The sequence below is a fragment of the Maricaulis sp. genome, assembly GCF_034670125.1.
GTDB lineage: Bacteria > Pseudomonadota > Alphaproteobacteria > Caulobacterales > Maricaulaceae > Maricaulis.
This window is the reverse complement of sequence record NZ_JAXMOC010000002.1, coordinates 352,689-365,878: the sequence shown is the minus strand read 5'-3', so window position 1 is coordinate 365,878 and position 13,190 is coordinate 352,689. Positions and strand designations below refer to the sequence as shown.

11 protein-coding genes are annotated in these 13,190 nt (G+C 62.9%); all 11 read left to right on the top strand.

Annotation, left to right across the window (positions count from 1 at the left end; all coding sequences use genetic code 11):
* Nucleotide 1 precedes the first annotated feature (1 nt).
* The 11 genes from VOI18_RS05070 to VOI18_RS05020 all read left to right on the top strand — a co-directional run bounded on the left by VOI18_RS05070 (nucleotide 2) and on the right by VOI18_RS05020 (nucleotide 13,189).
* Complete coding sequence (locus VOI18_RS05070; RefSeq protein ID WP_323761326.1) at nucleotides 2–781, top strand: type III pantothenate kinase; 780 nt, start codon at nucleotides 2–4, stop codon at nucleotides 779–781.
* 47 nt (nucleotides 782–828) lie between these two features.
* Complete coding sequence (locus tag VOI18_RS05065; RefSeq protein WP_416374864.1) at nucleotides 829–2,448, top strand: ribonuclease J; 1,620 nt, start codon at nucleotides 829–831, stop codon at nucleotides 2,446–2,448.
* A 7-nt stretch (nucleotides 2,449–2,455) separates the two neighbouring features.
* Nucleotides 2,456–2,830, top strand: coding sequence for a hypothetical protein (locus VOI18_RS05060; protein ID WP_323761324.1), 375 nt, complete (start codon nucleotides 2,456–2,458; stop codon nucleotides 2,828–2,830).
* A gap of 98 nt (nucleotides 2,831–2,928) precedes the next feature.
* Nucleotides 2,929–3,348 (top strand): methylmalonyl-CoA epimerase, encoded by a 420-nt coding sequence (mce, locus tag VOI18_RS05055; protein ID WP_323761323.1) that lies wholly within the window; start codon nucleotides 2,929–2,931, stop codon nucleotides 3,346–3,348.
* The gene (locus tag VOI18_RS05050; protein ID WP_323761322.1) at nucleotides 3,345–3,683 is read left to right on the top strand and encodes a DUF1467 family protein; all 339 of its coding nucleotides are present in this window, start codon (nucleotides 3,345–3,347) and stop codon (nucleotides 3,681–3,683) included. Before mce ends, VOI18_RS05050 begins: the two co-directional genes overlap by 4 nt.
* A gap of 125 nt (nucleotides 3,684–3,808) precedes the next feature.
* Nucleotides 3,809–5,404, top strand: coding sequence for an AbgT family transporter (locus tag VOI18_RS05045; protein ID WP_323761321.1), 1,596 nt, complete (start codon nucleotides 3,809–3,811; stop codon nucleotides 5,402–5,404).
* 125 nt (nucleotides 5,405–5,529) lie between these two features.
* Nucleotides 5,530–6,864: a proline--tRNA ligase gene (gene proS, locus VOI18_RS05040; RefSeq protein WP_323761320.1), complete on the top strand. Its 1,335-nt coding sequence runs from the start codon at nucleotides 5,530–5,532 to the stop codon at nucleotides 6,862–6,864.
* A complete protein-coding gene (locus VOI18_RS05035) occupies nucleotides 6,857–8,188 on the top strand; it encodes a lipoprotein-releasing ABC transporter permease subunit (RefSeq protein ID WP_323761319.1) in 1,332 nt (443 codons plus the stop codon). The genes proS and VOI18_RS05035 overlap by 8 nt, the downstream gene beginning before the upstream one ends.
* Nucleotides 8,181–8,870 carry an ABC transporter ATP-binding protein gene (locus tag VOI18_RS05030; RefSeq protein ID WP_323761318.1) on the top strand — a complete coding sequence of 230 codons (690 nt, stop codon included), beginning with the start codon at nucleotides 8,181–8,183 and terminating at the stop codon, nucleotides 8,868–8,870. Before VOI18_RS05035 ends, VOI18_RS05030 begins: the two co-directional genes overlap by 8 nt.
* A 328-nt stretch (nucleotides 8,871–9,198) precedes the next feature.
* Nucleotides 9,199–12,642 (top strand): DNA polymerase III subunit alpha, encoded by a 3,444-nt coding sequence (dnaE, locus tag VOI18_RS05025; protein ID WP_323761317.1) that lies wholly within the window; start codon nucleotides 9,199–9,201, stop codon nucleotides 12,640–12,642.
* 94 nt (nucleotides 12,643–12,736) lie between these two features.
* Nucleotides 12,737–13,189 (top strand): nuclear transport factor 2 family protein, encoded by a 453-nt coding sequence (locus VOI18_RS05020; RefSeq protein ID WP_323761316.1) that lies wholly within the window; start codon nucleotides 12,737–12,739, stop codon nucleotides 13,187–13,189.
* The last annotated feature ends 1 nt before the right edge of the window (nucleotide 13,190 follow it).

The window sequence follows — 13,190 nt, the reverse complement described above, 5'->3', positions numbered from 1 at the left end:
CATGCTGCTCGCGATCGACTGCGGCAATACCAATACGCTGTTTGCCATTCATGACGGCCGTGACTGGGTCGCCCAATGGCGTTCCGGGACCGATTCGACCCGGACTGCTGACGAGCATGCAGTCTGGCTGTCCCAGCTCATGGCCTTGCAGGGCCGCACCTTCGCCGACATCACCGCCTGCGTGATCTCGACCGTGGTGCCGCAAGCGCTGTTCAATCTGCGCAACCTGTCGCGTCGCTATTTCAAGGCCGAGCCGGTGATTGTCGGTGAGCCGGGTGTCCGCATGGATATCGAGGTGCGCCTGGATCGTCCCCAGGATGCCGGCGCTGATCGCCTCGTCAACGCGCTCGGCGCCCGAGCGGTCTATGACGGCGCGCTGATCATCATCGACAGCGGAACGGCAACCACGTTTGACGTGATTGCTGATGACGGTGCCTTTGAGGGCGGTATCATTGCGCCTGGCATCAACCTGTCCATGCAGGCCTTGCATGGCGCCGCCGCCAAACTGCCGCGTGTCGCCATCGCCAAACCGGCGCGTGTGATGGGCAAGGACACGGTGTCGGCCATGCAGTCCGGCGTGTTCTGGGGCTATATCGACCTGATTGACGGGCTGGTCCATCGCCTCAAGAGCGAGTACGCCCAACCCATGACCGTGGTCGCGACCGGTGGGGTCGTCTCGTTGTTTGACGGGGCCTCCAAGTCAATCGACCACTACGACGCGGATCTGACCATTCGCGGCCTTCTCGAAGTCTGGAAACTCAATGGCGGTGCCAATACGTGACCGATAGCCTGTACTTCCTGCCGCTTGGCGGATCCGATGAAATCGGCATGAATCTCAATCTCTACGGCTATGGGCCGGAGGGAAAACAAAAATGGATCATCGTTGACTGCGGTGTGACCTTCGGTGATCTGACGACGCCGGGTGTCGACCTCATCATGCCCGATCCGCGCTTCATCGAAGAGCGGCGGGACGACCTGATCGGCATGGTGCTGACCCATGCCCACGAAGACCATATGGGCGCGGTGGCCCATTTGTGGCGGCGCTTGCGCTGCCCGATCTGGGCGACCCCTTTCACCGCCTGGCTGGTGCGTGACCGTTTGCGTGAATACGGGCTTCTCGACGAGGTTGAGCTGCATGAGATGGCGCTGGATTGCCGCTTTGATCTGGGCCCGTTCAACTTGCAGCTGGTGACGCTGACCCACTCCATCCCGGAACCCAATGGCATCGCCATACGCACGCCTGCGGGCATGGTGCTGCACACCGGCGACTGGAAGATCGATCCGGCGCCAATGATCGGCGAGGCGACCGATATCGACGCCCTGACCGCGATCGGCAATGAAGGTGTGCTAGCCATGGTCTGCGACAGCACGAATGTGTTCTCGCCGGGCGAGAGCGGTTCGGAAGGCGATGTCCGGGAAGAGCTGATCAAGGTCGTCGGCGAGTGCAAGACCGGCAAGGTGGCGATCGCCTCCTTCGCCTCCAATGTCGCACGACTGCAATCCTCCATCGAGGCCGCCGAGGCCAATGGCCGCCGCGTGTGTCTGGTGGGCCGCTCGATGCACCGCATGACGGCCGCCGCGAAGGCTGTCGGCATGTTGAAACATGTGAAGGATTTCGTCAGCGAAGAGGAGGCGGCGTCTTTCCCGGCCTCCAAGATCCTCTATCTGTGCACCGGGTCGCAAGGTGAGCCTCGTGCCGCCCTGTCGCGCATCGCGGCGGGCAATCATCGCAATGTCTCGCTGAGCACCGACGACACCGTCATTTTCTCGAGCCGTGTCATTCCGGGCAATGAGCTGGGTATTTTTGAACTGCAGAACCAGCTGGCCGAGCGGGGTGTGCATATCATCACCGAGAAGACCCGGCCGATCCATGTCTCCGGTCATCCCTGCCGGGACGAGCTGGCGCAGATGTATGCCTGGGCCAAGCCGAGCGTGGCCATCCCGGTGCATGGCGAACGCCGTCACCTGCTCGAGCACGCCGACTTCGCCCGCGAGCTGCAGGTGCCGCATTCGGTCTCTGTCCGCAATGGCGACATGGTCCAGATCCGCTCCGATGGCACCGCCTCGATTGTCGACGAGGCGCCGGCCAGCCGGCTCCATGTCGATGGCAATTTCATCGTCGATGCGGACGCCGCCTCGATGCGCGAGCGGCGCAAGCTGGCCCATGCCGGACAGGTGACGCTGTCGATGGCGGTCAGCGAAAAGGGTGAGATTGTCTCGGGTCCGGAAGTGCGTCTGCAGGGCGTGCCGGAAGACGACAACATGTCCCTCGATGATTTCGCCGACGCCATGGCCGACGAGGCCGAACGCGCCTTCGACCGCCTGTCCAAACGCGATCGCCGCGATGTCGAACGGGCCGAGGAAGAGGTGCGCCGCGCGGTCCGCCGCGAGGCCAACCGCATCTGGGGCAAGAAGCCCTGGGTGGAAATCATGATGCTGGAAGTCTGACGAGGCCATGACACGAACCCCGGCCACACGTTCCTGCTGGGAAGCGGTGCCTTTCAATGCGGAGATCGAGATTCCCTATTCCGCTACGTTTTCAGTCGAGGAATTTGGGGTCATCAAGCGAGGCCTGGTCCCGCAATCAATGGACCATAAGTGGTTCATTTTCTACGAGGATAATGCCTTGTATCTCCACAGAAGCTGGAATGGGCACGGCATGTTCAAGGTCGAATTCCAGGTAAGAGAGGCGGGGGTTAGCATTGCCACGGCCAGAACGGTCGACGACTATGCGACGGATACCACTTACGCCGCGCAGATACTGGGTTTCCTGATTGAAGGCTTTTTGCTCGGGCGCAGTGTTTCGTTTCCGACGCCGCCGGCCCGCTAACGCGCATCAGCTTTTCATTTCCAACCGGATTCGCAGACAGGATTTTGGGACCGGATAGGTTCAGGCAGGTCGCGGCGGCGGCTTTGATGGAGAAAAACATGAAGATCGGACGTTTGAACCATGTCGGCGTCGCCGTCCCCGATATCGAGGCGGCCAAGCGCACCTATGCCGCGCTCTATGGCGCGACCCAAGCGACCGAGACCAAGGATTTCCCTCACTTGGGCGTACGGGTCGCCTTCGTCCAGCTGGACAATTCCGAGATCGAACTGATCGAGCCGTGTGGAGAGGCCAGCCCGATCCACAAATTCCTCGAACGCAATCCCAAGGGCGGCCAGCACCATATCTGCTTTGAAGTCCCCGACATCATCGCCGCCCGCGACGCCATGCGCGAGCGCGGTGCGACGGTCCTGGGTACAGGAGAGCCCTATGTCGGCGCCCATGGCGTGCCGGTGATCTTCGTTCATCCCAAGGACAGTCATGGCCAGCTGATCGAGCTGATGCAGGAGCCGGCCCGATGACCCGCTGGCTCAGCTACCTGCCTGTCGGACTGGCGTCCATCCTTTGGCTCAAGGGCTTTTTCGTCCGGGATGGCGGTGTCGGCATCGTCAACGGGGCGGTGGTCTTCCTGATCGTCTGGTGGCTGTTCTTCTTCATGATGCTGCCGGTCGGCGTTCGCTCGCAGGAAGAGGCGGGCGATGTGGTGGCCGGCTCCGAGCCCGGGGCACCACAGGCTCCAAATCTGACGCAGAAGATGTGGTGGACCACCATTGCGGCCTCGATCGTCTGGATCATCTACTTCGTTGTCACCGAAAGCGGTGTGATGGCGCAATTCATGCCTGGTCGACTATCCTGACCTGACTTGACCGGTCCTTCGGGCCGGTCTGGTGCCGGTCCTGGAAAAGTCCCCAATACCTGTCGGGTTGAATTCGGGCGGCAGCTCGTATTCCTTGCCTGTCACACAGCTGGACGGGGACGATCATGGGTGACAAGCAGGGCAAGGCCGTAACCACGCGCCGGGGTGCATTCACACGGTTTCTTGACGGGGTGGAGTGGCTTGGAAACCTGCTACCCCATCCAGTGACCCTGTTCGCACTGCTCGCCCTTGGAATCGTTTTGTTGTCCGGTCTGCTTGGTTGGATGGGTGTCGCGGTTGACGACCCGCGGCCGGCTGGCGCCCGCGGTGTCGCTGAAGACGGCATGATCCGCGCAGTCAGTCTGCTCGATGGCGATGGCATTCGCCGGATCTTCACCGGCCTCGTCGGCAATTTCACCGGTTTCGCCCCGCTCGGAGTCGTGCTGGTTGCCATGCTGGGCGTCGGCGTCGCCGAGAAATCCGGCCTGCTGTCTGCGGCGGTCAGGGCCATGGTCCTGTCGGCCCCGCGCCATGTGGTGACCGTTGCCATCGTCTTTGCCGGCATTGTGTCCAATACCGCGTCGGAAGTTGGATATGTTGTCCTGATCCCGCTTGCCGGCGCGATTTTCTATGCGCTGGGCCGGCACCCGCTGGCCGGGATGGCGGCGGCCTTCGCCGGTGTGTCAGGGGGCTATAGCGCCAATATTCTGATCGGCACGATTGATCCGTTACTGGCGGGCATCACGCAGGAGGCGGCCCGGCTGATCGATGAAGACTACGTCGTTGTGGCCACAGCGAACTGGTACTTCATGGTCGCGTCGACCTTCCTTGTCACAGTCATCGGCTCGCTGGTCACCATCTTCATCGTCGAGCCAAAGCTGGGCCAGTATGATCCGTCCTCGGCTGACCCGACGGTGTTGGACAAGAACATGATGCAGCCCTTGAGCGCCAGCGAGGGCAAGGGGCTGCTGTGGGCCGGAGTGGGCATTCTGGCTGTCTTTGCGCTCATGGCTGTGACGCTGCTGCCGGAGTGGGGCGTCTTGCGCAACCCCGATACCGGCGATCGGATCAACTCACCCTTTTTCCGCGGGTTTGTGGTCTGGATCCTGATCTTCTTTGTCGTTGCCGGCTATGCGTATGGTCGTGCCGTCGGGTCGATGAAAACAGACCGCGACGTGATCGACGCCATGGCCAGCGCCCTGAGTGCGCTGGGCCTCTATATCGTGCTGGTCTTCTTTGCAGCCCAGTTTGTCGCCTTTTTCGGGTGGACCAATCTGGGCGCGATCACCGCGGTGACCGGGGCGCAATTCCTGCAGGACAGTGGTCTGACCGGCCCCCTGGTCTTCTTCCTGTTCATCCTGATGTGCGCGGTGATCAACCTGTCGCTCGGCTCGGCCTCGGCCCAATGGGCCGTGACGGCGCCGATCTTCGTGCCGATGTTGATGCTGATCGGCTATGCGCCCGAAGTCATACAGGCGGCCTACCGGATCGGCGATTCAACGACCAATATCATCACGCCGATGATGAGCTATTTCGGTCTCATCCTCGCCTGGGCGACGCGCTATGACCGCAAGCTTGGCGTCGGGACGCTCATCGCCATGATGCTGCCGTATACGATCTTCTTCCTCATTTTCTGGTCGTTGTTCTTCTTCCTGTGGACGTTCGGACTGGATCTGCCTGTCGGGCCGGGCTCGCCGACCTATTATCCGGCGGAAGGTTAGGGTTGGCGCGCAGGTGTCGGGTGTGAGCGGGTGCTGGTCCCTGCTAACCGGGCAGCTTGCCGCCTTGTATTACGCGGCTCACCCGGTCTAATGGGCGTCAAACACCAACCCACCGGAATCGCCCCATGCGCCTGTCCCGCTATTTCCTGCCCGTCCTCAAGGAAACCCCGTCCGACGCCGAGATCGTTTCGCACCAGCTGATGCTGCGCGCCGGCATGATCAAGCAGGAGGCCGCCGGTATTTATGCCTGGCTGCCACTGGGCCATCGTGTGCTCAGGAAAATCGAGCAGATTGTGCGCGAGGAACAGGACCGGGCCGGTGCGGTCGAGCTGTTGATGCCGACCATCCAGCCTGCCGACCTGTGGCGCGAGAGCGGCCGGTATGACGACTATGGGGACGAGATGCTGCGCATCACCGACCGCCATGATCGCGACATGCTGTTCGGGCCGACCAATGAGGAGATGATCACCGACATCTTCCGGTCCTATTGCAAGTCCTACAAGGATGTTCCCAAGCTCCTCTATCATATCCAGTGGAAATTCCGCGACGAGCGCCGGCCCCGTTTTGGCGTCATGCGCGGTCGCGAATTCCTGATGAAGGATGCCTATTCCTTTGATGTCGACGAGGCGGCGGCGCGGCGGTCCTACAACCGCATGTTCGTGGCCTATCTCAACACATTCGCGCGGCTCGGGCTGAAGGCCGTGCCGATGCAGGCCGATACCGGTCCGATCGGCGGCGATCTCAGCCATGAATTCATCGTTCTGGCCGAGACCGGCGAGAGCGAGGTCTTTTGTCATGCAGATCTGGTCGAGATGGGAGCGCCCGGTCTCGATGTCGATTTCGACGGCGACCTGCAGCCGCTGGTGGACCAGCGCACGGCGCTCTATGCCGCCACCGAGGAAATGCACCAGCCCGACGCCTTTGCCGCCGTTCCGGCCGACCGCCAGCTGTCGGCCCGCGGCATCGAGGTTGGCCATATCTTCAATTTCGGCACCAAATATTCCGAGCCGATGAAGGCCACGGTCCAGCACCAGGACGGTCAGCCGCGCCCGGTCCATATGGGCTCTTATGGGGTCGGTGTGTCGCGTCTGCTGGGCGCGATCATCGAAGCGCATCATGACGAGAAAGGCTGTATCTGGCCTGAGAGCGTTGCTCCGTTCGGGGCGGGCATCATCAATATGCGCGTCGGCGATGAGGCCTGCGATGCCGCCTGCGAGACCGCCTACCAGGGCCTGGTGAAGGCGGGTCTCGATCCGCTCTATGACGACACGGACAACCGCGCCGGTGCCAAGTTCGCGACCGCCGACCTGATCGGTTTGCCTTACCAGCTCGTGATCGGACCACGCGGCTTGAAAGAGGGCAAGATCGAGCTGAAGATCCGGCGGACCGGCGAAACCCACGAACTGTCGCCCGAGGATGCGGTCAGCCGGCTCGCCGAAGGGGCGTTCAGCGATGTCTGAGGCGGCTGGCGGGACGGGTGTTGGTGATGGCAGCGGCGCACGGCCGTTCAGCCCTTATGAGTTCCTGCTCGCCTTTCGTTATCTGCGTTCGCGTCGCAAACATGGCGGGGTGGCGCTGATTGCCTGGATATCCTTTGGCGGGATCGCGCTGGCGGTAACCGGCCTGATTGCCGTCATGTCGATCATGAACGGCTTCCGGGCTGAATTGTTCAGTCAACTTCTCGGCTTTCAGCCGCATGTCTATGTTGATACGCGGGAAATTCCCGCCGACGAAGTTGATCGCCTGCTCGTCGAAATCGAGGCCATGACCGGCGTGTCCAGTGCTGATCCGGTCATTTCCGGCCAGGTGATGGCGACCTCTGACCGGTATGAGAGCTTCCTCCAGGTCCTCGCCGTGCGCCCGCAGGACCTCGCCGAGATGGACGTCATCCGTTCCGGTGAAGATCCACGCAGCCGGACCGGCTTGACCCAGGGAGACCTGTCGGAGTTTGGCACCGGCCGCAATGGCGGCGATGTGATCGTCCTCGGTACCGGCGTGGCCCGCCGGCTCGGGGTCAATGTCGGCGACCGCGTGACCTTCCTGTCGGCCCGCGCAGCCCCTTCCGCCTTCGGGGCGCGGCCGCAGCAGAAAGCCTATTATGTCGGCGCCATCCTGGCCGCTGGCGTCTCCACCATCGATGACAGTCTTGCCTACATGCCGTTGGAACAGGGGCAGTTGTTCTTCGTGCGGGGTGATGATGTGGACTTGATCCAGGTGCGTCTCGACGATGCCGAACAGGCGCCGCTCTATGTTGACCCGATCCGCGCGATCGCGGGCCCGAATGCGGCTGTCTACGACTATACAAGGCTCGATCCGGCCTTTTTCAACGCACTGCAATTCGAGCGCACAGCGATGCGCCTGATCCTGTCGATCGTCGTGGCGATTGCCGCAATGAATATCATTTCCGGCCTGGTCATGCTGGTGAAGAACAAGTCGCGCGACATCGCCATCCTGCGCACGATGGGGGCGACCCAGGCCTCGATCATGCGGGTCTTCCTGATCGTCGGTGCCAGTATCGGCATGGCGGGCACGCTGGCCGGGCTGACTCTGGGCATCCTGTTCGTGACCTTCATCGGTCCAATTCAGGACTTCATCACCTGGACGACCGGCGCCCAGGTCTGGGATCCGAGCGTATATTACCTCTATCGAATTCCGGCCAAGATGGATTGGGGCGAGGTCGCCTTCATCTCGATCTTCGGGCTGGCAGTCTCACTCCTCGTGACCTTGCCGCCGGCCTGGCGGGCAGCCCGTCTCGATCCGGTAGAGGCGCTGCGATATGAGTGATTTCGTCCTCGAGCTTGACGCCATTGATCGTACTTATGTCACCGAAGCCGGCGAGCTGCCGGTCCTGCGCGGTGCCAGCCTGGCGCTCGCACCAGGCGAGATCGTCGGGCTGGTCGGACCGTCAGGGTCCGGCAAGTCCTCCTTGCTGCATGCTGCCGGATTGCTGGAACGCCCCGACGCCGGTGAAGTGCGGGTGAGGGGACAGGCCACGCGCGATCTGGATGACCGTGCCCGCACCGCCATCCGCCGCCGCGATATCGGTTTCGTCTATCAATTCCACCATCTGCTGCCGGAATTCGACGCGCTGGAGAACATTGTCCTGCCCCAGCTGATCGCCGGCGTTCCCTCGGGCAAGGCGCGCCAGAGGGCGGAAGAGTTGCTGACCCGGCTGGGCCTGGCCGAGCGGCTCCTCCATCAGCCATCGCAGCTGTCCGGTGGAGAGCAGCAACGCGTGGCGATTGCCCGGGCGCTCGCCAATGCACCGCATGTCCTGCTGGCCGACGAGCCGACCGGCAATCTCGATCCGGATACCTCTGACACGGTGTTTGCAGCCTTTCGGGATACGGTCCGGGCCGAGGGGGCCGCTGCGCTGGTCGCGACCCATAATCACGAACTGGCCGGACGCATGGACCGCATCCTGACTTTCGCGGACGGGCATCTGACGCCCTATGAGCCTGCCTGAGCCAGGCGTTCGACCAAGTAGAACAAAATCGGAACAAATGCCTTGACGCTTTGCTCGTCGCCGCATAGAACAAAGGGCGAACATAGTTGTTGGGGAGATAGCCATGCGCCGCGTTGTTCAAGATGTGTCTGCCGCCACTGCCGTTTTGGGCTTTGCCTGGATGATCGCGATGTGGGGATCGGTTCTCGGCGCAGTCTGAACCGTCTATGCTGGTCCGACTGACCCGGGGAGTGCTCGCAGTGCTGATCCGGTGAGTGGTCGGGCCGGGTGTCGGCCCGATGCGGTGTTCATGGTCCAGGCAGGACCGGGACCGATTCGGGAGAGTGGGATGGCCGCGCAGCTACCCTTTGTGCATTTGCGGGTTCGGTCGCCTTACTCCGTGCTCGAGGGCGCGATCCGCATGCCGAAAATGGTCGAGGCCTGCCAGACCCATGGCATGCCCGCGATCGCGCTGACGGACACCAATAATCTTTTTGGAGCGCTTGAGTTCTCCGAGGTCCTGTCCGGGGCGGGCGTCCAGCCGATTGTCGGCTGCACGCTGAAAGTCCGTCTGGCGGATCCGCATCCCGGCGAGCGTGCCGAGCCGGACGGGACTTTGGTCCTGCTGGCCCAGGACGAGGTCGGCTATGGCAATCTGATGGCGCTTTCCAGCGCCGCCTATCTGGATGTCGACGGGTCGGAAGAGCCGCACATCCCGTTCAGCCTGGTGCTCGATCACGCGGCCGGGCTGATCGCCCTGACCGGCGGGCCGGATGGTCTTCTCAATCGTCTGGTCACGGGCGGTCGGCAGCCCGAAGCGGCCAGTTATCTCGACCAGCTCGCCTCGGCCTTTGGCGATCGGCTTTATGTCGAGCTGCAGCGTCACGGTCTTGAAGTCGAGCTCGAAGCCGAGACCTGGCTGGTCGGCCAGGCTTATGCGCGCGATCTGCCGCTGGTGGCGACCAATGAGGCCTATTTCCCGGACGCGTCGATGCACAAGGCCCATGACGCCTTGTTGTGCATCTCGGAGAGTTCCTTCGTCTCGGTCACTGACCGGCGTCGGGTCACGGCGGATCATTATCTGACCACGCCGGAAGAGATGAATGCGCGTTTTGCCGACCTGCCGGAAGCGCTGGCCAACACGATCGAGATTGCCCGCCGCTGCGCCTTCCGTGTGCGCACACACGCGCCGATCCTGCCCAGCTTCCCGACCGAGGGTGGCCGGACCGAGGTCGAGGAGCTGATCGCGCGCGCCCATGAAGGTCTGACCGACCGGCTGGCCAGCATCAATGCGGCGGCGCCCGAGGAGGAATATCGGGCCCGTCTCGATTTCGAGCTCGACATCATCAAGCAGATGGGGTTCCCGGGCTATTTCCTGATCGTCTCGGACTTCATCCAGTGGGCCAAGAATAACGATATTCCTGTCGGGCCGGGGCGGGGCTCGGGCGCCGGTTCGCTGGTCGCCTACGCGCTGACCATCACCGATCTCGATCCGCTGCGCTTTGGTCTTCTGTTCGAGCGTTTCCTCAATCCCGAGCGGGTCTCCATGCCCGACTTCGACGTCGACTTCTGCCAGGAACGACGCGGTGAGGTGATCCGTTATGTGCAGGAGCAATACGGTCACGACCGGGTCGCCCAGATCATCACCTTCGGCACCCTCCAGGCCCGCGCTGTGGTGCGCGATACCGGCCGGGTCCTGCAGTTGCCGCTGGGTCTGGTCGACCGGCTCGCCAAGATGGTGCCGGCCAACCCGGCCAATCCGGTCACCCTGGCCCAGGCCCTCGATATCGAGCCGCGCCTGCGCGAAATGCGCCGCGATGACGAGTCCGTCGACACGCTGCTGACGGTCGCCCTGAAACTGGAGGGGCTTTACCGAAACGCCTCGACCCACGCCGCCGGCGTGGTGATTGGTGACCGCAAGCTGTCCGAACTGGTGCCGCTCTATCGCGACCCGCGCTCCGACATTCCCGCCACCCAGTTCAACATGAAGTGGGTCGAGCCGGCCGGTCTGGTGAAGTTCGACTTCCTCGGCCTGAAAACCCTGACCGTGATTGCCCGGGCGCTGGGCTATATCGCCTCGGCCGGCAAGGACGTGCCGGATATCGAAGCGCTTGATTTCGACGACCAGGCGACTTTTGACCTGCTTCAATCCGGTCATGCGATCGGCGTGTTCCAGCTGGAATCGTCCGGCATGCGCGACACGCTCAAGAAGATGAAGCCCGATGCGATCGAGGACCTGATCGCCCTGATCTCGCTGTATCGACCGGGCCCGATGAAGAATATCGACGTTTATGTCGACCGGAAGTTCGGGCGCGCCGAGGTCGATAATCTGCACCCGGATCTCGAAGGCGTGCTGTCGGAAACCTATGGCGTCATCATCTACCAGGAACAGGTGATGCAGATCGCCCAGATCCTGTCCGGCTACTCGCTCGGCGAGGCCGACCTTCTGCGCCGCGCCATGGGCAAGAAGAAGAAAGAGGAGATGGACAAGCAGAAGGTCCGTTTCCTCGAAGGCGCCGAGGCCAAGGGCGTCAGCCGCGAAAAAGCCTCCTACATCTTCGAGCTGGTCGCCGAGTTCGCCGGCTATGGCTTCAACAAGTCCCACGCCGCCGCCTACGCCGCCATCGCCTACCGGACCGGCTATCTGAAGGCCAATTACCCGGTCGAATTCATGGCGGCGCTGATGTCGCTGGATGCCGCCAATACCGACAAGCTGTCCGCCTTCTTCCAGGAGGTGCGGCGCATGAAGCTGGACGTGCGGCCGCCGGACGTGAATGCGTCCCAGGCCGACTTCTCGGTCGAGGAGGGGACGATCCGCTTTGCCCTCGGGGCCATCCGCAATGTCGGCTTTGTGGCGATGGAACATATCGTCGGCGAACGTGAAGCGAACGGCCCCTTCCGCGATCTCTATGATTTCGCCGAGCGCGTCGATCCGCGCCAGGTCAACAAGCGCACGTTTGAAAACCTCGCCAAGGCCGGCGCCTTTGACAGTCTTGATCCCGACCGGGCCCGGGTCATGGCCTCGGCGGAAACCCTGATCTCGATGGCCCAGCATGCCGCCGAGCAGCGCGAGAGCGCCCAGGCCAGCCTGTTCGGCGGTGGCGGCGAGGAGGCCCAGCTGGCGCGGCCGCGCCTGCCCGAGCCCGACCCCTGGACCGCGACCCAGCGTCTCGACGCCGAATTGTCGGCAATCGGTTTCTACCTGTCCGGACACCCGCTCGATGATCTGGCCGAACACCTGGCCGGGCGCGGCGTGGTCTTCTTCGCTGAAGCGCCGGCCCGCGTCGCCGACGGTGCCACGGCCCTGCGTCTGGCCGGCATGGTGCGGCGGCGCCAGGAGCGGGTCTCCAACAAGAATGGCGAGCGTTTCGCCTGGACCACCCTGTCTGACCCGACCGGGGAGTTCGAGGTCTTCGTCAATTCCGATCTGCTGGTCAGTTCGCGCGACATTCTCGATAGCGGTCAGGCGGTGATGGTCAATTGCCGGGTCGATGAGCGCGACGAACAGATTTCCTTCTTCGCCGACAAGATCGAGCCACTGGACACCAAGGTCTCCGCCGAACGGTTGCGGATTCGCCTCGACACCGCTGCCGCGCTGGCCGGCATTCATGCGCGCCTCGAGCGGGCGAACGGGCGCAAGGATGCCAGCCATGACGCTGTGGTCGACCTCTTGTTGCCGTTGCGCGATGGGGGGGAAATCGAAATGCGTCTGCCCGGCCGCCATTCTGCCGACGCCGCCCTGCAGGCCGCCCTGAAAGGGGTCAAGGGCGTCGCGTCCGTGGAGACGGCCTGACCGGGGCGATGCCGCTTTGGCCGCGGCCGGGATGTTTTCGGTTGCGCGAGGCCTTCATGCAGCGGATGCTCGCATTTTGCGGAGGGATTGATCCATGAATCGTTTTTGGCTAGCGGCCGTCTTGGCGGTCGGGCTTGGGAGCGCAGCGCAGGCTCAGGAGACGCCGGACGCGCTGCTTGAAGCCTTCATCACGGCGATCAGTTCGGAGGACGCGTCGGCACTGGCCCAGCTCTATACCGAGGATGCCGACAGCTACGGTCCGGGCACCGATCATGTCCGTGGCCGCGAGGCGATCGCAGCCGACTGGCAGGGGTTTTTCGATGCCTTCGATGACATCGCCCTGGTAATCGAGCCGCACGGGTCTGTCGACGTCGATGATACCCATGCGGCTTGGGGCGTGTGGACGATGACCCAGACCCCGGCAGGCGGTGGTGAGCCATTCGTGTTGACGGGGCGGTTCATGGATGTCCAGGCCCGCATCGACGGCCGCTGGTATTATGTGGCCGATCATGCCTCGGTTTCGCCAGCAATGGCTCCGGTCGAATAGC

Excerpts from the sequence above, each read along its gene's own strand:
- VOI18_RS05020 (WP_323761316.1), top strand. The coding sequence starts at position 12,737 with ATGAATCGTTTTTGGCTAGCGGCCGTCTTGGCGGTCGGGCTTGGGAGC.
- proS (WP_323761320.1), top strand. The coding sequence starts at position 5,530 with ATGCGCCTGTCCCGCTATTTCCTGCCCGTCCTCAAGGAAACCCCGTCC.
- VOI18_RS05030 (WP_323761318.1), top strand. The coding sequence starts at position 8,181 with ATGAGTGATTTCGTCCTCGAGCTTGACGCCATTGATCGTACTTATGTC.
- VOI18_RS05070 (WP_323761326.1), top strand. The coding sequence starts at position 2 with ATGCTGCTCGCGATCGACTGCGGCAATACCAATACGCTGTTTGCCATT.
- mce (WP_323761323.1), top strand. The coding sequence starts at position 2,929 with ATGAAGATCGGACGTTTGAACCATGTCGGCGTCGCCGTCCCCGATATC.
- VOI18_RS05035 (WP_323761319.1), top strand. The coding sequence starts at position 6,857 with ATGTCTGAGGCGGCTGGCGGGACGGGTGTTGGTGATGGCAGCGGCGCA.
- VOI18_RS05050 (WP_323761322.1), top strand. The coding sequence starts at position 3,345 with ATGACCCGCTGGCTCAGCTACCTGCCTGTCGGACTGGCGTCCATCCTT.
- VOI18_RS05065 (WP_416374864.1), top strand. The coding sequence starts at position 829 with ATGAATCTCAATCTCTACGGCTATGGGCCGGAGGGAAAACAAAAATGG.
- VOI18_RS05045 (WP_323761321.1), top strand. The coding sequence starts at position 3,809 with ATGGGTGACAAGCAGGGCAAGGCCGTAACCACGCGCCGGGGTGCATTC.
- dnaE (WP_323761317.1), top strand. The coding sequence starts at position 9,199 with ATGGCCGCGCAGCTACCCTTTGTGCATTTGCGGGTTCGGTCGCCTTAC.
- VOI18_RS05060 (WP_323761324.1), top strand. The coding sequence starts at position 2,456 with ATGACACGAACCCCGGCCACACGTTCCTGCTGGGAAGCGGTGCCTTTC.